Source organism: Burkholderia sp. Ax-1720 (assembly GCF_011753035.1).
GTDB lineage: Bacteria > Pseudomonadota > Gammaproteobacteria > Burkholderiales > Burkholderiaceae > Burkholderia > Burkholderia gladioli.
In genome coordinates this window covers 38822-55879 of the sequence record NZ_VWWK01000035.1, presented here as the reverse complement: position 1 = coordinate 55879, position 17058 = coordinate 38822, and the positions used below count along the sequence as shown (strand labels likewise).

Annotated in this window: 23 protein-coding genes; all 23 read left to right on the top strand. The window is 68.2% G+C overall.

The genetic code is table 11. The features are described from left to right. The first annotated feature begins 370 nt into the window (after positions 1-370). The 23 genes from F3J18_RS13700 (at position 371) to tatA (ending at position 17043) form a co-directional block, all read left to right on the top strand. Positions 371-1192, top strand: coding sequence for an ABC transporter ATP-binding protein (locus tag F3J18_RS13700; RefSeq protein ID WP_013696420.1), 822 nt, complete (start codon positions 371-373; stop codon positions 1190-1192). Next, positions 1189-1956 (top strand): lipid asymmetry maintenance ABC transporter permease subunit MlaE, encoded by a 768-nt coding sequence (mlaE, locus tag F3J18_RS13695; RefSeq protein WP_025101315.1) that lies wholly within the window; start codon positions 1189-1191, stop codon positions 1954-1956. Before F3J18_RS13700 ends, mlaE begins: the two co-directional genes overlap by 4 nt. A 15-nt stretch (positions 1957-1971) precedes the next feature. Further along, positions 1972-2478: an outer membrane lipid asymmetry maintenance protein MlaD gene (gene mlaD / locus F3J18_RS13690; RefSeq protein WP_025101316.1), complete on the top strand. Its 507-nt coding sequence runs from the start codon at positions 1972-1974 to the stop codon at positions 2476-2478. Between the two features lie 55 nt (positions 2479-2533). Next, positions 2534-3502, top strand: a complete 969-nt coding sequence (locus tag F3J18_RS13685) for a VacJ family lipoprotein (RefSeq protein ID WP_166913114.1) — start codon at positions 2534-2536, stop codon at positions 3500-3502. A 109-nt stretch (positions 3503-3611) separates the two neighbouring features. Continuing rightward, on the top strand, positions 3612-4238 hold the full coding sequence (locus tag F3J18_RS13680) for an ABC transporter substrate-binding protein (RefSeq protein ID WP_025101318.1): 627 nt from the start codon (positions 3612-3614) through the stop codon (positions 4236-4238). Further along, on the top strand, positions 4235-4504 hold the full coding sequence (locus tag F3J18_RS13675; RefSeq protein ID WP_025101319.1) for an STAS domain-containing protein: 270 nt from the start codon (positions 4235-4237) through the stop codon (positions 4502-4504). Before F3J18_RS13680 ends, F3J18_RS13675 begins: the two co-directional genes overlap by 4 nt. Before the next feature lie 207 nt (positions 4505-4711). After that, positions 4712-5638 carry an ABC transporter ATP-binding protein gene (locus tag F3J18_RS13670; RefSeq protein ID WP_025101320.1) on the top strand — a complete coding sequence of 309 codons (927 nt, stop codon included), beginning with the start codon at positions 4712-4714 and terminating at the stop codon, positions 5636-5638. Then, positions 5635-6390, top strand: coding sequence for an ABC transporter permease (locus tag F3J18_RS13665; RefSeq protein WP_013696427.1), 756 nt, complete (start codon positions 5635-5637; stop codon positions 6388-6390). Before F3J18_RS13670 ends, F3J18_RS13665 begins: the two co-directional genes overlap by 4 nt. 20 nt (positions 6391-6410) lie before the next feature. Continuing rightward, positions 6411-6650 carry a BolA family protein gene (locus F3J18_RS13660; protein ID WP_013696428.1) on the top strand — a complete coding sequence of 80 codons (240 nt, stop codon included), beginning with the start codon at positions 6411-6413 and terminating at the stop codon, positions 6648-6650. 16 nt (positions 6651-6666) lie between these two features. After that, positions 6667-8022, top strand: a complete 1356-nt coding sequence (gene murA, locus F3J18_RS13655; protein ID WP_166913113.1) for a UDP-N-acetylglucosamine 1-carboxyvinyltransferase — start codon at positions 6667-6669, stop codon at positions 8020-8022. After that, complete coding sequence (gene hisG, locus F3J18_RS13650; RefSeq protein WP_017918341.1) at positions 8019-8675, top strand: ATP phosphoribosyltransferase; 657 nt, start codon at positions 8019-8021, stop codon at positions 8673-8675. Before murA ends, hisG begins: the two co-directional genes overlap by 4 nt. Positions 8676-8716: 41 nt before the next feature. Further along, positions 8717-10045, top strand: a complete 1329-nt coding sequence (gene hisD, locus F3J18_RS13645; RefSeq protein ID WP_166913112.1) for a histidinol dehydrogenase — start codon at positions 8717-8719, stop codon at positions 10043-10045. Between the two features lie 156 nt (positions 10046-10201). After that, positions 10202-11272 carry a histidinol-phosphate transaminase gene (gene hisC / locus F3J18_RS13640; RefSeq protein ID WP_166913111.1) on the top strand — a complete coding sequence of 357 codons (1071 nt, stop codon included), beginning with the start codon at positions 10202-10204 and terminating at the stop codon, positions 11270-11272. Between the two features lie 82 nt (positions 11273-11354). Then, positions 11355-11942 carry an imidazoleglycerol-phosphate dehydratase HisB gene (hisB, locus tag F3J18_RS13635; RefSeq protein WP_017918339.1) on the top strand — a complete coding sequence of 196 codons (588 nt, stop codon included), beginning with the start codon at positions 11355-11357 and terminating at the stop codon, positions 11940-11942. Between the two features lie 75 nt (positions 11943-12017). Next, positions 12018-12638: a MarC family protein gene (locus F3J18_RS13630; protein ID WP_013696434.1), complete on the top strand. Its 621-nt coding sequence runs from the start codon at positions 12018-12020 to the stop codon at positions 12636-12638. Then, a complete protein-coding gene (gene hisH / locus F3J18_RS13625; RefSeq protein WP_013696435.1) occupies positions 12635-13276 on the top strand; it encodes an imidazole glycerol phosphate synthase subunit HisH in 642 nt (213 codons plus the stop codon). Before F3J18_RS13630 ends, hisH begins: the two co-directional genes overlap by 4 nt. A 162-nt stretch (positions 13277-13438) precedes the next feature. Continuing rightward, positions 13439-14194 carry a 1-(5-phosphoribosyl)-5-[(5-phosphoribosylamino)methylideneamino]imidazole-4-carboxamide isomerase gene (gene hisA, locus F3J18_RS13620; protein WP_025101325.1) on the top strand — a complete coding sequence of 252 codons (756 nt, stop codon included), beginning with the start codon at positions 13439-13441 and terminating at the stop codon, positions 14192-14194. A gap of 86 nt (positions 14195-14280) precedes the next feature. Further along, entirely contained in the window at positions 14281-15054 is a 774-nt protein-coding gene (hisF, locus tag F3J18_RS13615; RefSeq protein ID WP_013696437.1) for an imidazole glycerol phosphate synthase subunit HisF, read from the top strand. Beyond that, positions 15054-15479, top strand: a complete 426-nt coding sequence (gene hisI / locus F3J18_RS13610) for a phosphoribosyl-AMP cyclohydrolase (protein ID WP_025101326.1) — start codon at positions 15054-15056, stop codon at positions 15477-15479. Before hisF ends, hisI begins: the two co-directional genes overlap by 1 nt. Continuing rightward, positions 15476-15841, top strand: a complete 366-nt coding sequence (locus F3J18_RS13605; RefSeq protein WP_025101327.1) for a phosphoribosyl-ATP diphosphatase — start codon at positions 15476-15478, stop codon at positions 15839-15841. The genes hisI and F3J18_RS13605 overlap by 4 nt, the downstream gene beginning before the upstream one ends. 48 nt (positions 15842-15889) lie before the next feature. Beyond that, a complete protein-coding gene (locus F3J18_RS13600) occupies positions 15890-16297 on the top strand; it encodes a membrane protein (protein ID WP_013696440.1) in 408 nt (135 codons plus the stop codon). A gap of 25 nt (positions 16298-16322) precedes the next feature. Beyond that, entirely contained in the window at positions 16323-16688 is a 366-nt protein-coding gene (locus tag F3J18_RS13595) for a histidine triad nucleotide-binding protein (protein WP_013696441.1), read from the top strand. 115 nt (positions 16689-16803) lie between these two features. After that, a complete protein-coding gene (gene tatA, locus F3J18_RS13590; RefSeq protein ID WP_025101328.1) occupies positions 16804-17043 on the top strand; it encodes a Sec-independent protein translocase subunit TatA in 240 nt (79 codons plus the stop codon). The last annotated feature ends 15 nt before the right edge of the window (positions 17044-17058 follow it).

Here is a 17058-nt window from a genome sequence, read left to right as displayed (position 1 = left end):
CGCCGCTCTCCCGGTCTCGCCTCGCTCGGCGCCTGCTTCGAGGCCTGAGCCGGCCGCGCCGCGCCGCCTCGGGCGGGCGGCGCCGATTGTCGCGATTTCCGTGACGCAGCGTTTCATGGCACGTCGCCGGCCGATGCCGGAAGCGCCCAGCCGGGCCTCCCGCCCGGCCGGCGCGAACCCCGCCGTACCGCGCCGCAGCATGCTCCGCGGGCTGCTCCGGCCCTTGTCGAGCGGGCCCGCCGGGGCGCCGCCCGGTTACATCGTGTAACGATTGGCGCGACGCCGAAATTGCCGCGCCGCACACGTGCGCGACAGCAATTCAAGGCAGGCCCTATAATTCGGCGTTCTGCGTAACAGGATTGTCAGCTCCGTGAGCTCTCCTTCCGAGTCCCTGCTGGAACTTCGCGACGTCGATTTCGGCTATGGCGGTGACCGGCTCGTCCTGTCGAATCTGAACCTGCGCTTCGGGCGCGGGCAGGTGGTGGCGGTGATGGGCGGGTCCGGCTGTGGCAAGACGACGGTGCTGCGACTGATCGGCGGCCTGGTGCGGGCCAGCCGCGGCCAGGTGCTGTTCGACGGCGCCGATGTCGGCGCGCAGTCGCGCGACGGCCTCTATGCGCTGCGCCGCAAGATGGGCATGCTGTTCCAGTTCGGCGCCCTCTTTACCGACATGTCGGTGTTCGACAATGTCGCCTTCGTGCTGCGCGAGCATACCGACCTGCCCGAGCCGCTGATCCGCGACCTGGTGCTGATGAAGCTCAACGCGGTCGGCCTGCGCGGCGCGCGCGACCTGATGCCCTCCGAGGTGTCGGGCGGCATGGCGCGCCGCATCGCGCTGGCGCGCGCGATCGCGCTCGATCCCCAGCTGATCATGTACGACGAGCCCTTCGCCGGGCTCGACCCGATCTCGCTGGGCATCACCGCGAACCTGATCCGCACGTTGAACCAGGCGCTCGGCGCGACCTCGATCCTGGTCACCCACGACGTGCCCGAATCGTTCGCGATCGCCGACTACGTCTACTTCCTCGGCAACGGCGGCGTGCTCGCCCAGGGCACGCCCGACGAGCTGCGCGCCTCGACCGAGCCGAGCGTGCGCCAGTTCATCGACGGCGTGCCCGACGGCCCGTTCCGGTTCCACTACACCAGCCCGCCGCTCGACGCGGACTTCGGCCTTGGCGGAGGGCGGCGATGATCAGTGCAATCGGTCGTTACGTGGTCGGTGGCCTCGAACGCACGGGTTATGCCTCGCGGCTGTTCGTGCGGCTGGTGCTCGAATGCTTCGCGCTGCTGCGCCGCCCGCGCCTGGTCACCAAGCAGATCCACTTCCTCGGCAATTACTCCTTCGTGATCATTGCCGTGTCGGGGCTGTTCGTCGGCTTCGTGCTGGGCCTGCAGGGCTACTACACGCTGAACCGCTACGGCGCCGAGCAGTCGCTCGGGCTGCTGGTGGCGCTCTCGCTGGTGCGCGAGCTCGGCCCGGTGGTCACCGCGCTGCTGTTCGCGGGCCGCGCCGGCACCTCGCTGACCGCCGAGATCGGCCTGATGAAGGCCGGCGAGCAGCTCACCGCGCTCGAGATGATGGCGGTGGACCCGATCAAGACGGTGGTCGCGCCGCGCATGTGGGCCGGCATCATCACCATGCCGCTCTTGTCCGCGATCTTCTGCGCGGTCGGCGTGCTCGGCGGTTATGTCGTCGGCGTGGTGCTGATCGGCGTCGATCCGGGCGCGTTCTGGTCGCAGATGCAGGGCGGCGTCGACGTCTGGTCGGATGTCGGCAACGGCGTGCTCAAGAGCGTGGTGTTCGGCTTCGCCGTCACCTTCACCGCGCTCTACCAGGGTTACGAGGCGAAGCCGACGCCCGAGGGCGTGTCGCGCGCGACCACCAAGACCGTCGTGTACGCCTCGCTCGCCGTACTCGGCCTCGATTTCCTGCTGACCGCGCTGATGTTCAGCTAGTCGGCCAATACAGAGATGACGATGAAAAAGACTGCTCTCGACTTCTGGGTCGGCCTCTTTGTGGTGCTGGGTTTCCTGGCGCTGCTGTTCCTCGCGCTGAAAGTGGGCAACATGAGCTCGCTGTCGTTCCAGCCGACCTATCCCGTCAAGATGAAGTTCGACAATATCGGCGGGCTCAAGCCGCGCGCGGCCGTCAAGAGCGCCGGCGTGGTGGTCGGCCGGGTCGGCGCGATCGGCTTCGACACCAACACCTACCAGGCGGTGGTGACCATCGACCTGGACAAGCAATACCAGTTTCCGAAGGATTCCTCCGCGAAGATCCTGACCTCGGGCCTGCTCGGCGAGCAGTACATCGGGCTCGATCCGGGCGGCGACACCGAGATGCTGAAGGCCGGCGACACGATCTCGATGACGCAGTCGGCGATCGTGCTGGAGAATCTGATCGGGCAGTTCCTGTACAGCAAGGCAGCGGATGCGGGCGGTGCGAAACCGGCCGCGGCATCGGGGGCCGGCGCGCACTAGGCGGCGCCATCATCCCCACGGCGAAACAAGAGAAAAGAGAAGAGGGAACACCATCATGCAGACCATGCGCCTCAGGAACACGGTTCTGGCCGTCGCGGCCGTTGCCGCGATGAGCGGTTGCGCCACCGTCCAGACGCCCACCAAGGGCGATCCGTTCGAGGGCTTCAACCGGACCATGTACAAGTTCAACGACACCGTCGACACCTACGCGCTCAAGCCCGTGGCCAAGGGCTACCAGTGGGCGGTGCCGCAGCCGGTGCGCGACAGCGTGACGAACTTCTTCTCGAACATCGGCGACGTCTACATCGCCGCCAACAACCTCGTGCAGCTGCGCATCGCCGACGGCGTGGGCGACATCATGCGGGTGGTGATCAACACGGTGTTCGGCGTGGGCGGCCTGTTCGACGTCGCGACCGTCGCCAAGCTGCCCAAGCACACGGCCGACTTCGGCCTGACCATGGGCCACTACGGCGTGCCCTCGGGCCCCTACGTGGTGCTGCCCTTCCTCGGACCGAGCACGGTGCGCGACACGGCGGGCCTGGCGGTCGACTATGCCGGCAACCCGCTCACCTACGTGAGCCCGGACGCGCTGAGCTGGGGCCTGTTCGGCGTGAACCTGATCAATACGCGCGCCAACCTGCTCGGCGCCGGCGACGTGCTCGACGCGGCCGCGATCGACAAGTATTCCTTCGTGCGCAACGCCTACCTGCAGCGCCGCCAATCGCTGATCGCCGCCTCGGGCGGCCCCGGCGGGCGCAAGGCGGCGGCCAGCGCGCCCGACTACAGCAGCGATGCGCTGCCTAAGTACGACGTGCCCGAGGACGGCTCGGCGCCGGCAGCGGGCGCGGCCGGTGCCGCGGTGTCGGGCGCCGGCGCGGCCCCTGCCGCCCCGGCCTCGGGCGCGGATGCCGCCTCGTCGGCCGCCGCCGCGCCCGATCCCTCCAGCGCGACCCACGTGCCGGCCCAGAACGTCGTGCCGCCCTCGCCGAACGGCCTGCACTGGCCCAGCCTGCGGCTGCACTGATCCGGCCCCGGTTCGTTACAGCCGGAAACGTTTGTGACGGCGACGGATGCAACTTGCACCCCGTCGTCGGTTCAAAATGACGCACCGACTCACTCTGCAGGACATAGCCATGAAAAAACTGTTTCTGATCCCCGTCGCCGCCGCCTTCTTCTCGTTCGGCAGCGCGGCCCAAGCGCAGGTCGACCAGTCGAACCCGCAGGCGCTGATCAAGACCGCCACCGAGCAGGTGCTCAACGAAGTGCGCACGCAGTCGATCAAGCCGAACGACATCGGCCGTGTGACCGACATCGTCAATCGCGACATCCTCCCGTACGTCGATTTCCGCCGCACCACGCAGATCGTGATGGGCCGCAACTGGCGCGCCGCCACGCCCGACCAGCAGCAGCAGGTGATCGAGCAGTTCAAGATGCTGCTGATCCGCACCTACGCCGGCGCGCTGGCCCAGCTCAAGCCGGATCAGCAGATCCAGTACCCGCCGTTCCGCGCCGACCCGGGCGCGACCGACGTGGTGGTGCGCACGCTGGCGCAGACCAACGGCCAGCCGGCCCAGATCGACTATCGCCTGTACAAGTCGCCGCAAGGCTGGCGCGTGTATGACCTGAACGTGCTCGGCGCCTGGCTGATCCAGACCTACCAGCAGCAGTTCAACGAGAAGATCCAGCAAAGCGGCGTGGACGGCCTGATCAAGTTCCTGACCGAGCGCAACCAGCAACTGGCCGGCGGCAAGGCATCGTGAGCCAGTTCGCGACCGGCGCCACCCTGACCCACGCGAGCGCGAAGGCCGCGCTCGACGAGGGCCTCGGCCGGATCGCCGCCGGCGCGAACGCGGTCGACTGCGCGGCGCTCGCGCAGTTCGACTCGGCCGCGCTGGCGGTGCTGCTCGCCTGGCAGCGCGCCGCCCAGGCGCGCGGCGCGCGGCTCGACATCCTCAACCTGCCGGACAAGCTCGCCAGCCTGGCGCGCGCCTACGGCATCGACACCCTCCTCGCCGAGCGACATTGACGCTCGCCTGAGAATCGCACCCGGGCCGGCCCGCGCCGACCCGCACCTGCGATGCCCCCTCCCGATGCGGGTTTGCCGCCTCGGACCGCCCCGCCGGTTTGCCCTATAATCAACCGTTTTGCGGGGCGTCCAATCGGCCCCCATTTTCCCCATTCGTTTCCAACGACCAGAATCCGGCGTCCCGGCGCTCAGGTGCCGCGCTCAGTCATGTCAGCCATAGAAATCCGCAACGTCAAGAAGCGCTATGCCTCGCTTCAGGCGCTCAAGGGCGTCAGCCTGTCCGTCGAGGAGGGCGAGTTCTTCGGCCTGCTCGGGCCGAACGGCGCCGGCAAGACCACGCTCATCAGCATCCTCGCCGGGCTCGCCCGCGCCGACGAAGGCAGTATCTCGGTGCGCGGCCACGACGTGGTGAACGACTTCCGCGGCGCGCGGCGCGCGCTCGGGGTGGTGCCGCAGGAGCTGGTGTTCGATCCGTTCTTCTCGGTGCGCGAGACGCTGCGCATCCAGTCCGGCTATTTCGGCCTGCGCCGCAACGACGACTGGATCGACGAGGTGATGGCCAATCTCGACCTGACCGAGAAGGCCGATGCCAACATGCGCGCGCTGTCGGGCGGCATGAAGCGCCGCGTGCTGGTCGCGCAGGCGCTGGTGCATCGCCCGCCGGTGATCGTGCTCGACGAGCCGACCGCAGGCGTGGACGTCGAACTGCGCCAGACGCTCTGGAAGTTCATCTCGCGCCTGAACCGCGAAGGCCACACCATCGTGCTGACCACCCACTATCTCGAGGAAGCCGAGTCGCTCTGCGATCGCATCGCGATGCTGCGGCGCGGCGAGGTGGTGGCGCTCGATCGCACCGACGCGCTGCTGCGCCGCTTCGCCGGGCTGCAGCTCTACCTGCGCCTGTCGCAGGGCGAGCTGCCCGCCGAGCTGCGCACGCTGGCCAGCGAGCCGGCGCCGACCGGCGCGCGCGAGCACCTGCTGCGCCTCACCAACTACGACGAGGTGGAGCGCATCCTGTCGGCCTGCCGCGCGGCGGGCTGTGCATTCGAGGAGATCGAGGTGCGCAAGGCCGACCTCGAGGACGTGTTCGTCCAGGTGATGAACGGGGCAGACGTGATCGAGGGTCTGGCATGAGCGGTTTTCGCACGCTGTTCTACAAGGAACTCCTGCGGTTCTGGAAGGTGTCGTTCCAGACCGTGCTCGCGCCGGTGGTGACCGCGCTGCTGTACCTGACGATCTTCGGCCACGCGCTGTCGGGCCGCGTCAACGTGTATCCCGGCGTGGAATACGTGAGCTTCCTGGTACCGGGCCTGGTGATGATGAGCGTGCTGCAGAACGCCTTCGCCAACAGCTCCTCCTCGCTGATCCAGTCGAAGATCACCGGCAACCTGGTGTTCATGCTGCTGCCGCCGCTGTCCTACGCCGAGATCTTCTCGGCCTACGTGCTGGCCGCCGTGGTGCGCGGGCTGGCGGTCGGGCTGGGGGTGTTCGTGGTGACCATCTGGTTCATCCCGGTCGGTTTCGCCGCGCCGCTGTTCATCCTGCTGTTCGCGCTGTTCGGCTCGGCCATCCTCGGCACGCTCGGCCTGATCGCCGGGATCCTGGCCGAGAAGTTCGACCAGCTCGCCGCCTTCCAGAACTTCCTGATCATGCCGCTGACCTTCCTGTCCGGCGTGTTCTATTCGACCCACTCGCTGCCGCCCGTGTGGCGCGAGGTGTCGCGCCTGAATCCCTTTTTCTACATGATCGACGGGTTCCGCTACGGCTTCTTCGGTGTCTCCGACATCGATCCGCTGCGGAGCCTCGCTATCGTCGCCGGTTTCTTCGTGCTGCTCGCGCTGGTCGCGATGCGGCTCCTGGCCACCGGCTACAAGCTGCGTCACTGATATCGACTGGAGCCTTTTTCATGTTGCCGACTCCCGAGCAGGTCAAGCAATACATCGCGGGCGGTCTCGCCTGCACGCATCTGGAAGTCGAAGGCGACGGCCAGCATTTCTTCGCGACCATCGTGTCGGCCGAATTCGAGGGCAAGCGGCCGATCCAGCGCCATCAGCTGGTCTACGCGGCGCTCGGCGACCGCATGAAGCAGGAAATCCACGCTCTCAGCATGAAGACGCTGACGCCCGCCGAATGGCAGAACGCATAAAGAACGGACGAACTTCGTGCAAGTTTCAGTAAAAGAACGCGACGCGGTCCAGAGCGTCGCGACGAGCCCGGCTATCGACCCGGCCGCCGGCCGGGTTGCGCATGGGCAGGGGGAGCGGCTGGTATTGACGGGCGGGCGCCGCCTGGCCGGCGAGATCCAGGTGTCGGGCGCGAAGAACGCGGCCCTGCCGATCCTCTGCGCCAGCCTCCTGAGCGCCGAGCCGCTGCGGCTCGACAACGTGCCCGACCTGCAGGACGTGCGCACCATGCTGGCCCTGCTGGGCGGGATGGGCGTGACCAGCGAGGTGGACGGCGCGCGCGTGGTGCTCGACGCGGCGAACGTGGGCGAGCCGGTCGCGCCCTACGAGCTGGTCAAGACCATGCGCGCCTCGATCCTGGTGCTGGGCCCGCTGGTGGCGCGCTTCGGCTATGCGAAGGTGTCGTTGCCGGGCGGCTGCGCGATCGGCGCGCGTCCGGTCGACCAGCACATCAAGGGCTTGCAGGCGATGGGCGCCGAGATCAGCATCGAGCACGGCTACATCGAGGCCCGCGCCACGCGCCTGAAGGGCGCGCGCATCGTCACCGACATGATCACCGTGACGGGCACCGAGAACCTGCTGATGGCCGCGGCGCTGGCCGAGGGCGAAACCATCCTCGAGAACGCCGCGCGCGAGCCCGAGGTGACGGACCTGGCCAACCTGCTGGTGAAGATGGGCGCGCGGATCGACGGGATCGGCACCGACCGGCTGGTGATCCAGGGCGTCGAGCGCCTGCACGGCGCGAGCCACGCGGTGGTGCCCGACCGCATCGAGGCCGGCACCTTCCTGTGCGCGGTGGCGGCCGCGGGCGGCGACGTCACGCTGCGCGGCATGCGCGCCAACCTGCTCGACGCGGTGCTCGGCAAGCTGCGCGAGACCGGCGCCGTGCTCGAGGAGCAGGCCGACACGCTGCGCGTGCGCATGGACCGGCGGCCCGCCGCGGTGGCGATCCGCACCTCGGAATACCCGGCCTTCCCGACCGACATGCAGGCGCAGTTCATGACCCTGAACGCGGTGGCCGAGGGCAGCGCGCACGTGGTCGAGACCATCTTCGAGAACCGCTTCATGCACGTGCAGGAGCTCAACCGGCTCGGCGCGGACATCGTGGTGGACGGCAATACCGCGCTGGTCACCGGCGTGGCGCGGCTGTCGGGCGCCGCGGTGATGGCCACCGACCTGCGCGCCTCGGCCAGCCTCGTGATCGCCGGCCTGTGCGCCGACGGCGAGACCGTCATCGACCGTATTTACCATCTCGATCGCGGCTATGATCGGATGGAAGCCAAGCTGAACGCCGTAGGCGCCGACGTGCGCCGTCTCACCGGGAGTCCCGCATGACCGCACCCCTGACCCTCGCGCTCTCGAAAGGGCGTATCTTCGAGGAAACCGTGCCGCTGCTGGCGGCCGCGGGCATCCAGGTCGCCGAGGATCCGGAATCGTCGCGCAAGCTGATCCTGCCGACCAACGACCCGAACGTGCGCGTGATCATCGTGCGCGCCACCGACGTGCCCACCTATGTCGAATACGGCGCGGCCGATTTCGGCGTGGCCGGCAAGGACGTGCTGATCGAGCACGGCGGCGGCGGGCTCTACCAGCCGATCGACCTGGGCATCGCGCGCTGCCGGATGTCGGTGGCGGTGCAGGACGGCTTCGACTATGCCAACGCGGTGCGCCAGGGCGCGCGGCTGCGGGTGGCCACCAAGTACGTGGCTACCGCGCGCGAGCACTTCGCCGCCAAGGGCGTGCACGTCGACCTGATCAAGCTGTACGGCTCGATGGAGCTGGCGCCGCTGGTCGGCCTGGCCGACGCGATCGTCGACCTGGTCAGCTCGGGCAATACGCTCAAGGCGAACCATCTGGTCGAGGTGGAGGAGATCATGCCGATCTCCTCGCGCCTCGTCGTGAACCAGGCCGCGCTGAAGTTGAAGCGCGCCGCGCTCAAGCCGATCCTCGACGCGTTCGAACGCGCGTCGAAGCAGGGCGGGGCCTGACCGCCCCGAGGCCCCCGGCGCATCACCGGAACGGAAGCATCATGTCTATCAAGATTCGCAAACTCGATTCCAGCCGCGAAGGGTTCGCGGCCGACCTGCGTGCGGTGCTCGCGTTCGAGGCGAGCGAGGACGACGCGATCGAGCGCTCGGTCGCGGCCATCCTGGCCGACGTGAAGGCGCGCGGCGACGCGGCCGTGCTCGACTACACGAACCGCTTCGACCGCCTGCAGGCCGCCAGCGTGGCCGCGCTGGAGCTGCGCCAGGACGCGCTGGAAGCCGCCCTGGAAGGGCTCGAGCCCAAGCGCCGCGCGGCGCTGGAGGCGGCCGCCGCGCGCGTGCGCGGCTACCACGAGAAGCAGAAGCTCGAGTGCGGCAGCCATAGCTGGCAGTACACCGAATCGGATGGCACGGTGCTGGGCCAGAAGGTCACGCCGCTCGACCGAGTCGGCCTCTACGTGCCGGGCGGCAAGGCCGCCTATCCCTCCTCGGTGCTGATGAACGCGATTCCGGCGCGGGTCGCCGGGGTCGGCGAGATCGTGATGGTGGTGCCCACCCCCGACGGCGTGAGCAACGAGCTGGTGCTGGCCGCGGCCTACCTGGGCGGCGTCGATCGCGTGTTCACCATCGGCGGCGCGCAGGCGGTGGCCGCGCTCGCCTACGGCACCGAAACCGTGCCGGCGGTCGACAAGATCTGCGGCCCGGGCAATGCCTATGTGGCCTCGGCCAAGCGCCGCGTGTTCGGCACGGTCGGCATCGACATGATCGCCGGGCCCTCCGAGATCCTGGTGATCTGCGACGGCACCACCGATCCGCACTGGGTGGCGATGGACCTGTTCTCGCAGGCCGAGCACGACGAACTCGCGCAATCGATCCTGCTGTGCCCCGACGCGGCCTTCATCGAGCGCGTCGAGAAGGCGATCGGCGAGCTGCTGCCGAGCATGCCGCGCGAGGCCGTGATCCGCGCCTCGCTGGAAGGGCGCGGCGCGCTGGTCAAGGTGCGCGACATGGCCGAGGCCTGCCGGATCGCCAACGACATCGCGCCCGAGCACCTGGAGATCTCCGCGCTCGAGCCGCAGCAATGGGGCAAGCAGATCCGCCACGCCGGCGCGATCTTCCTCGGCCGCTACACCAGCGAGAGCCTGGGCGACTACTGCGCGGGCCCGAACCACGTGCTGCCGACTTCGCGCACCGCGCGCTTCTCCTCGCCGCTGGGCGTCTACGACTTCATCAAGCGCTCCAGCCTGATCGAGGTCAGCGCCGAGGGCGCGCAGACGCTCGGCGAGATCGCCTCCGAGCTGGCCTACGGCGAAGGCCTGCAGGCGCATGCGCGCAGCGCCGAATACCGGATGCGCCACCACGGCAACCACTGACGACGGCCGCGCCGGCCTGGCCGGCGCGGTCGCGGCGTACCAGGCGGCTCGCACCGAAGCTGGCGCCACCCCACGCGACGAGACCCGCAGCACCCCACAGGCGGCCCGCCTCGACCGGCCGCGGCAAGGAACGGCGCCAAGCACGCCGTGCACACCATGACGACGCCTCAAGACATCATCCGTCCCGACGTGCTCGCGATGACGGGTTACCCGGTGCCGGACGCGACCGGCTTCGTGAAGCTCGACGCGATGGAGAACCCGTATCCGCTGCCCGCGCCGCTGGCCGCCGGGCTCGGCGAACGGCTCGCGCAGGTCGCGCTGAACCGCTACCCGCCGCCGCGCCCGCTCGCGCTGATCGACAAGCTGCGCGCGGCGATGGGGATTCCAGCCGAGCTCGATGTGATGCTCGGCAACGGTTCGGACGAGTTGATCAGCATCCTCTGCATCGCCTGCGCCAAGCCCGGCGCGAGCGTGCTGATGCCGGTGCCGGGTTTCGTGATGGTCGAGCAGTACGCGCGCTTCGCCGGGCTCGACTTCGTCGGCGTGCCGCTGCGCGAGGATATGTCCCTCGATATCGAGGCGATGCTCGCGGCGATCGCCGAGCACCGCCCGGCGCTGATCCACCTGGCCTACCCGAACAATCCCACCGGCACGCTCTATGGCGACGAGGACGTCGCCCGCATCATCGCGGCGGCCGGCACCAGCCTGGTGGTGATCGACGAGGCCTACCAGCCCTTCGCCGAGCGCAGCTGGCTCGCGCGCGTGCCCGAATTCGACAACGTGGTGGTGATGCGCACGGTCTCGAAGATGGGCCTGGCCGGCGTGCGGCTCGGCTACCTGGCCGGCGCGCCGGCCTGGCTGGCCGAATTCGACAAGGTGCGCCCGCCCTACAACGTCAACGTGCTGACCCAGGCGGCGGTCGACTACCTGCTCGACCACCTCGAGGTGCTCGACGCGCAGGCCGCCGAGCTGCGCGCCGAGCGCGGGCGGCTGGCGCAGGCGCTGGCCGCGCTGCCGGGCGCCGCGGTGTTCCCGAGCGCCGGCAATTTCCTGCTGGTGCGCGTGCCCGACGCCGGCGCGCTGTTCGAGTCGTTATTGACCGAGCGGGTATTGATCAAAAACGTGAGTAAAATGCACCCATTGCTCGCGAATTGCGTGCGTTTGACCGTCGGTTCTCCTGACGAGAACGACCTGCTGCTCGCCGCGCTGCGGCGGGTGCTGCACTGAACCGGGCCGGCGCGCCCGGCATCGTTCGGTTGGCGCCGGCACCATCTCGCCCCCTTTACCTCAGCCATTTCAAGGAATCACCATGCGTGTGGCGGAAGTCGTTCGCAATACCAGCGAAACGCAGATCCGTGTGAAGATCAATCTCGACGGCACGGGCCAGCAGAAGCTGGCCACCGGCGTGCCGTTCCTCGACCATATGCTCGACCAGATCGCGCGCCATGGTCTCATCGATCTCGACATCGAAGCGCATGGCGATACCCATATCGACGACCACCACACGGTGGAGGATGTCGGCATCACGCTCGGCCAGGCGGTCGCGAAGGCGATCGGCGAGCGCAAGGGGATTCGCCGCTACGGCCATTCCTACGTGCCGCTCGACGAGGCGCTGTCGCGCGTGGTGATCGACTTCTCGGGCCGTCCCGGCCTGGAATTCCACGTGCCGTTCACGCGCGCGCGGATCGGCACCTTCGACGTGGACCTGTCGATCGAGTTCTTCCGTGGCTTCGTGAACCATGCCGGCGTCACGCTGCACATCGACAATCTGCGCGGCATCAACGCGCATCATCAGCTCGAGACCGTGTTCAAGGCCTTCGGCCGCGCGCTGCGCATGGCGGTCGAGCTCGACGAGCGCGCCGCCGGCCAGATCCCGTCGACCAAGGGCAGCCTCTGATCGAATGCGCGCCCGGCGAGCCGCCAGACGGCCTCGCCGGGCTTTCGATTCGCCCGTTCGCCATGCGGCCCGTCCATGGACCTGCTCAAATCGTTCATCTCGCTGCTCGCGCTGATCAACCCGCTCGGCGCGGTGCCGTTCTTCCTGAGCCTGACGGCCTCGCAGGGCGACGAGGAGCGGCGCCGCACGGTGCGCATCGCGGCGGTCTCGGTGTTCTTCGTGATCGTCGTGACGACCCTGCTGGGCCAGCAGATCATCCGCTTCTTCGGGATCTCGGTGGGCTCGCTGGAGGTGGGCGGCGGCATCATCATGCTGCTGATGGCGATCAACATGCTGAACGCGCAGATGGGCAACGCGCGCTCCACCCCCGAGGAGCGCGACGAGGCCGAGTCGAAGAACAGCGTGGCGGTGGTGCCGCTCGCGATCCCGCTCCTGACCGGCCCCGGCTCGATCAGCACGGTGATCGTCTACTCGGCCAATGCCGCGCACTGGTACGACCGGCTGGGCCTGATCGCGATCGGCGCGGTGATCGCGGGCCTCTGTTTCGTCGCGATGCGGCTGGCCGAGCCGATCGCGCACTGGATCGGCCGCACCGGCATTAATATTGCGACGCGGCTGATGGGATTGATGTTGTCGGCGCTGGCGGTGGAGTTCATCGTCGACGGACTGAAGGCGTTACTGCCTGCACTGAAATGAAAACTTCGATTGCGATTGTGGATTATGGAATGGGCAACCTGCGTTCGGTGGCCCAGGCGCTGAGGAAGGCGGGGCCGGAAGCCGAGGTGGCGATCGTCGATCGCCCCGAGCAGATCCGCGCGGCCGACCGCGTGGTGCTGCCGGGCCAGGGCGCGATGCCCGACTGCATGCGCTGCCTGGGCGAATCGGGGCTGCAGGAGGCGGTGATCGAGGCCTCGCGCAGCAAGCCGCTGCTGGGCGTGTGCGTGGGCGAGCAGATGCTGTTCGACTGGAGCGCCGAGGGCGACACGCCGGGCCTGGGCCTGCTGCCGGGCAAGGTGCTGCGCTTCGACCTGGAAGGCCGGCTGCAGGACGACGGCTCGCGCTACAAGGTGCCCCAGATGGGCTGGAACCGCGTGCGCCAGACCCTGGCCCACCCGTTGTGGGACGGCGTGCCCGACGAGGCCTTCTTCTACTTCGTGCACAGCTACTACGTGGAGCCCGCCGATCGTGCCCACGCGGCCGGCGAAACCCCTTACGGCGAGCCCTTCGTGTCGGCGGTGGCGCGCGACAATATCTTCGCGACCCAATTTCACCCGGAGAAAAGCGCCGAGGTCGGGCTGCGGCTGTACCGCAATTTCGTGCACTGGCAGCCCTGAGCGTCGCGCGGCCGCCACGCCGGATGGGCCCAGAATGCCCGTGCTGCGGGGCTCGCGCGTCAAAACCCTGAAAGACTTGTACTAAACTAGCAAACGGCGCGGTGCCGGTTCGGCCGGCAATGGCGCGTCCCCCCTCCTTTTTCCAGACGACTTCCGATAGCTATGCTGCTGATTCCGGCCATCGATCTTAAAGACGGTCAATGTGTGCGCCTCAAACAGGGCGATATGGACCAGGCGACGATTTTCTCCGAGGACCCGGCGGCGATGGCCCGCAAATGGGTCGATCTCGGCGCGCGGCGCCTCCATCTGGTCGACCTGAACGGCGCGTTCGCGGGCAAGCCGAAGAACCTCGAGGCGATCGAGGCGATCCTCGCCGAGGTCGGCGACGAGATCCCGGTGCAACTGGGCGGCGGCATCCGCAGCCTGGAGACCATCGAGAAGTACCTCGACGCGGGCCTGTCCTACGTGATCATCGGCACCGCCGCCGTGAAGGACCCGGGCTTCCTGCAGGATGCCTGCACCGCCTTCGCCGGCAGCATCATCGTCGGCCTCGACGCGAAGGACGGCAAGGTCGCCACCGACGGCTGGAGCAAGCTGACCGGCCACGAGGTGATCGACCTGGCCCGCAAGTTCGAGGACTACGGCGTCGAATCGATCGTCTATACCGACATCGGCCGCGACGGCATGCTCCAGGGCATCAACATCGAGGCGACCGTCAAGCTCGCGCAGGCGGTCGGCATTCCGGTGATCGCCAGCGGCGGCCTGTCGAACCTCAACGACATCGAGCAGCTCTGCGAGGTGGAAGGCGAGGGGGTCGAGGGCGTGATCTGCGGCCGCGCGATCTACTCCGGCGATCTCGACTTTTCGGTCGCGCAACGGCGCGCCGACGAACTGAACGGCGAACTCGACGACGCCTGATCCGCTCGCGGCGGATCACCGCCCGCGTCTTCGCCCGAGCCGCCCGCCGACGCGGGCGGCCTTACCTGCGGCACTTGTGCAAGATCATGGCTCTAGCTAAACGCATCATCCCCTGTCTCGACGTGACCGCCGGGCGCGTCGTGAAGGGCGTCAATTTCGTCGAACTGCGCGACGCGGGCGACCCCGTCGAAATCGCGCGGCGCTACGACGACCAGGGCGCCGACGAACTCACCTTCCTCGACATCACCGCCACCTCCGACCAGCGCGACCTGATCCTGCCGATTATCGAGGCGGTCGCCTCGCAGGTCTTCATCCCGCTGACGGTGGGCGGCGGCGTGCGCGCCGTCGAGGACGTGCGGCGCCTGCTCAACGCCGGCGCCGACAAGGTCAGCATGAACTCCTCGGCGGTCGCCAATCCGCAACTGGTGGCCGACGCGGCCGGCAAGTACGGCTCGCAGTGCATCGTGGTGGCGATCGACGCCAAGCGCGTGTCGGGCGAGGGCGAGGCGCCGCGCTGGGAAGTCTTCACCCACGGCGGGCGCAAGGGCACCGGGCTCGACGCGATCGAGTGGGCCCGCAAGATGGCCGAGCTCGGCGCGGGCGAGATCCTGCTGACCAGCATGGATCGCGACGGCACCAAGTCCGGCTTCGACCTGGCGCTCACGCGCGGCGTGTCCGACGCGGTGCCGGTGCCGGTGATCGCCTCGGGCGGCGTCGGCTCGCTGCAGCACCTGGCCGACGGCATCGTCGACGGCCGCGCCGACGCGGTGCTGGCCGCCAGCATCTTCCACTACGGCGAACACACGGTCGGCGAGGCGAAGCGCTTCATGGCCGGTCGCGGCATTCCGGTGAGGCTCTGATGACCACGCAAAGCACCCAGGCGGCGCCGCAGCCGGCCTGGCTCGACAAGGTCCGCTGGGACGATGACGGCCTGGTGCCGGTGATCGCGCAGGAGCTCGGCAGCAACGACGTGCTGATGTTCGCCTGGATGAATCGCGAGGCCCTGAGCAAGACTGTCGAAACCGGCCGGGCCGTTTATTATTCGCGTTCGCGTCGGCGCCTGTGGTTCAAGGGCGAGGAATCGGGGCATGTGCAGCATGTGCACGAGGTCCGGCTCGATTGCGACGAGGACGTCGTGCTGCTCAAGATCGAGCAGGTATCGGGCATCGCCTGCCATACCGGCCGGCATTCCTGCTTTTTCCAGAAATTCGAGGGCACCGTGGAAGGCGGCGACTGGGTCGCGGTCGAGCCGGTGCTGAAAGATCCCGAGCACATCTACAAATGACGCAGACCACTCACGACACCCTGCTGCGCCTGGCGGCCGTGATCGATAGCCGCAAGGGCGGCGATCCCGAGCAGTCCTACGTGTCGCGCCTGTTCCACAAGGGCGACGACGCGGTGCTCAAGAAGATCGGCGAGGAAGCCACCGAGGTGGTGCTGGCCGCCAAGGACGTGCGCCAGGGCGGCGCGCCCACGGCGCTGGTCGGCGAAGTGGCCGATCTCTGGTTCCATTGCCTGGTGATGCTGTCGCATTACGATCTGAGCCCGGCCGACGTGCTGGCCGAGCTCGAACGCCGCGAGGGCCTGTCGGGCCTCGAGGAGAAGGCGCTGCGCAAGCGCCGCGAGCGCGAGGAAGGCGAGGGTTGAGCGCGCTCGCGCCCTGTGTCGGTCATGTCATCAAACGGAGGTAGCATCATGGACGAACCTTCGATCCAGCCCGGTGGCGCAGCGGTTCCGGCCAATTATCCGGGCGGCGGCCTGTCGAGCGAACGCGAGCAGTCGCTGCGCACGCTCACCCACGTGTTGTACGGTTTGTACGCGATCCACTGGCTGACGGGCGGCATCACCGGGCTGATCGCGATCATCATCAACTACGTGAAGCGCCCGGACGTGGTCGGCACCCGCTACCAGGCGCATTTCGAGTGGCAGATCCGCACCTTCTGGCGCGCGCTGATCCTCTACCTGATCGGTTTCGCGCTGATCTTCGTGGTGGTCGGATTTTTCATCCTGGGCGTGGTCTGGGTCTGGACGCTGTACCGTATCATCAAGGGCTGGCTGTACCTGAACGACAACAAGCCGCTCGATCCGCAGGCATGGTTCTGAGGGCGGGCGGCGCGCCGGGAGCAAGATGAGTCACGATCCGAACTGCCTGTTCTGCAGGATCGCCTCGGGCGAGATCCCGAGCAGCAAGGTGCACGAGGACGAGGAGTTCGTCGCGTTCCGCGACATCAACCCGGCGGCCGAGACGCACGTGCTGGTGATCCCGCGCCGGCACCTGCCGACGCTGTCCTCGGCGGGCGCGGAAGACGCGCCGCTGCTTGGTAGAATGCTGGTCCTCGTCGCGCGCCTGGCCGAACAGCTCGGTTGCGCCTACACGGGTGGCGAAACGGGATTCCGGACCGTGCTGAACACGGGCCCGGGCGGCGGGCAGGAGGTCTACCACCTGCATGCGCACCTGCTTGCCGGGCCGCGCCCGTGGAAGCGGATGGGTTGAACGGGGCGGGCGGCATGCGTCACATGCCGCCGTGCCGCGCAAGGGAAACGTAACGGATGCCGGCGCCGCCGGCAGTTAGCGCCGCCGCGGCGGCGAGGTTGAGGAGAGTGGCATCATGGGCGGATTGAGTATTTGGCACTGGCTGATCGTTTTGGTGATCGTCGTGATGGTGTTCGGCACCAAGAAGCTGCGCAATCTCGGCAGCGACCTCGGCGGCGCGGTCAAGGGTTTCAAGGACGGCATGAAGCAGGAAGACGAAACGCCGGCCGACGCGCAGCAGCAACTGCCGCGCACGGGCACGGTGAACGTCGACGCGAAGGAAGCGACGCGTTCCTCCGATTCGAACAAGGCGTGATCGCCTCGCGCTGAC

Bases quoted from the DNA above. Each gene is read 5' to 3' on its own strand.
- hisB (WP_017918339.1), top strand. From the start codon at position 11,355: ATGCGTGTGGCGGAAGTCGTTCGCAATACCAGCGAAACGCAGATCCGT.
- F3J18_RS13605 (WP_025101327.1), top strand. From the start codon at position 15,476: ATGACGCAGACCACTCACGACACCCTGCTGCGCCTGGCGGCCGTGATC.
- F3J18_RS13670 (WP_025101320.1), top strand. From the start codon at position 4,712: ATGTCAGCCATAGAAATCCGCAACGTCAAGAAGCGCTATGCCTCGCTT.
- hisD (WP_166913112.1), top strand. From the start codon at position 8,717: ATGTCTATCAAGATTCGCAAACTCGATTCCAGCCGCGAAGGGTTCGCG.
- hisA (WP_025101325.1), top strand. From the start codon at position 13,439: ATGCTGCTGATTCCGGCCATCGATCTTAAAGACGGTCAATGTGTGCGC.
- mlaE (WP_025101315.1), top strand. From the start codon at position 1,189: ATGATCAGTGCAATCGGTCGTTACGTGGTCGGTGGCCTCGAACGCACG.
- hisH (WP_013696435.1), top strand. From the start codon at position 12,635: ATGAAAACTTCGATTGCGATTGTGGATTATGGAATGGGCAACCTGCGT.
- tatA (WP_025101328.1), top strand. From the start codon at position 16,804: ATGGGCGGATTGAGTATTTGGCACTGGCTGATCGTTTTGGTGATCGTC.
- hisI (WP_025101326.1), top strand. From the start codon at position 15,054: ATGACCACGCAAAGCACCCAGGCGGCGCCGCAGCCGGCCTGGCTCGAC.
- hisG (WP_017918341.1), top strand. From the start codon at position 8,019: ATGACCGCACCCCTGACCCTCGCGCTCTCGAAAGGGCGTATCTTCGAG.
- F3J18_RS13665 (WP_013696427.1), top strand. From the start codon at position 5,635: ATGAGCGGTTTTCGCACGCTGTTCTACAAGGAACTCCTGCGGTTCTGG.
- F3J18_RS13630 (WP_013696434.1), top strand. From the start codon at position 12,018: ATGGACCTGCTCAAATCGTTCATCTCGCTGCTCGCGCTGATCAACCCG.
- F3J18_RS13685 (WP_166913114.1), top strand. From the start codon at position 2,534: ATGCAGACCATGCGCCTCAGGAACACGGTTCTGGCCGTCGCGGCCGTT.
- F3J18_RS13595 (WP_013696441.1), top strand. From the start codon at position 16,323: ATGAGTCACGATCCGAACTGCCTGTTCTGCAGGATCGCCTCGGGCGAG.
- F3J18_RS13600 (WP_013696440.1), top strand. From the start codon at position 15,890: ATGGACGAACCTTCGATCCAGCCCGGTGGCGCAGCGGTTCCGGCCAAT.
- F3J18_RS13660 (WP_013696428.1), top strand. From the start codon at position 6,411: ATGTTGCCGACTCCCGAGCAGGTCAAGCAATACATCGCGGGCGGTCTC.
- F3J18_RS13680 (WP_025101318.1), top strand. From the start codon at position 3,612: ATGAAAAAACTGTTTCTGATCCCCGTCGCCGCCGCCTTCTTCTCGTTC.
- hisF (WP_013696437.1), top strand. From the start codon at position 14,281: ATGGCTCTAGCTAAACGCATCATCCCCTGTCTCGACGTGACCGCCGGG.
- hisC (WP_166913111.1), top strand. From the start codon at position 10,202: ATGACGACGCCTCAAGACATCATCCGTCCCGACGTGCTCGCGATGACG.
- mlaD (WP_025101316.1), top strand. From the start codon at position 1,972: ATGACGATGAAAAAGACTGCTCTCGACTTCTGGGTCGGCCTCTTTGTG.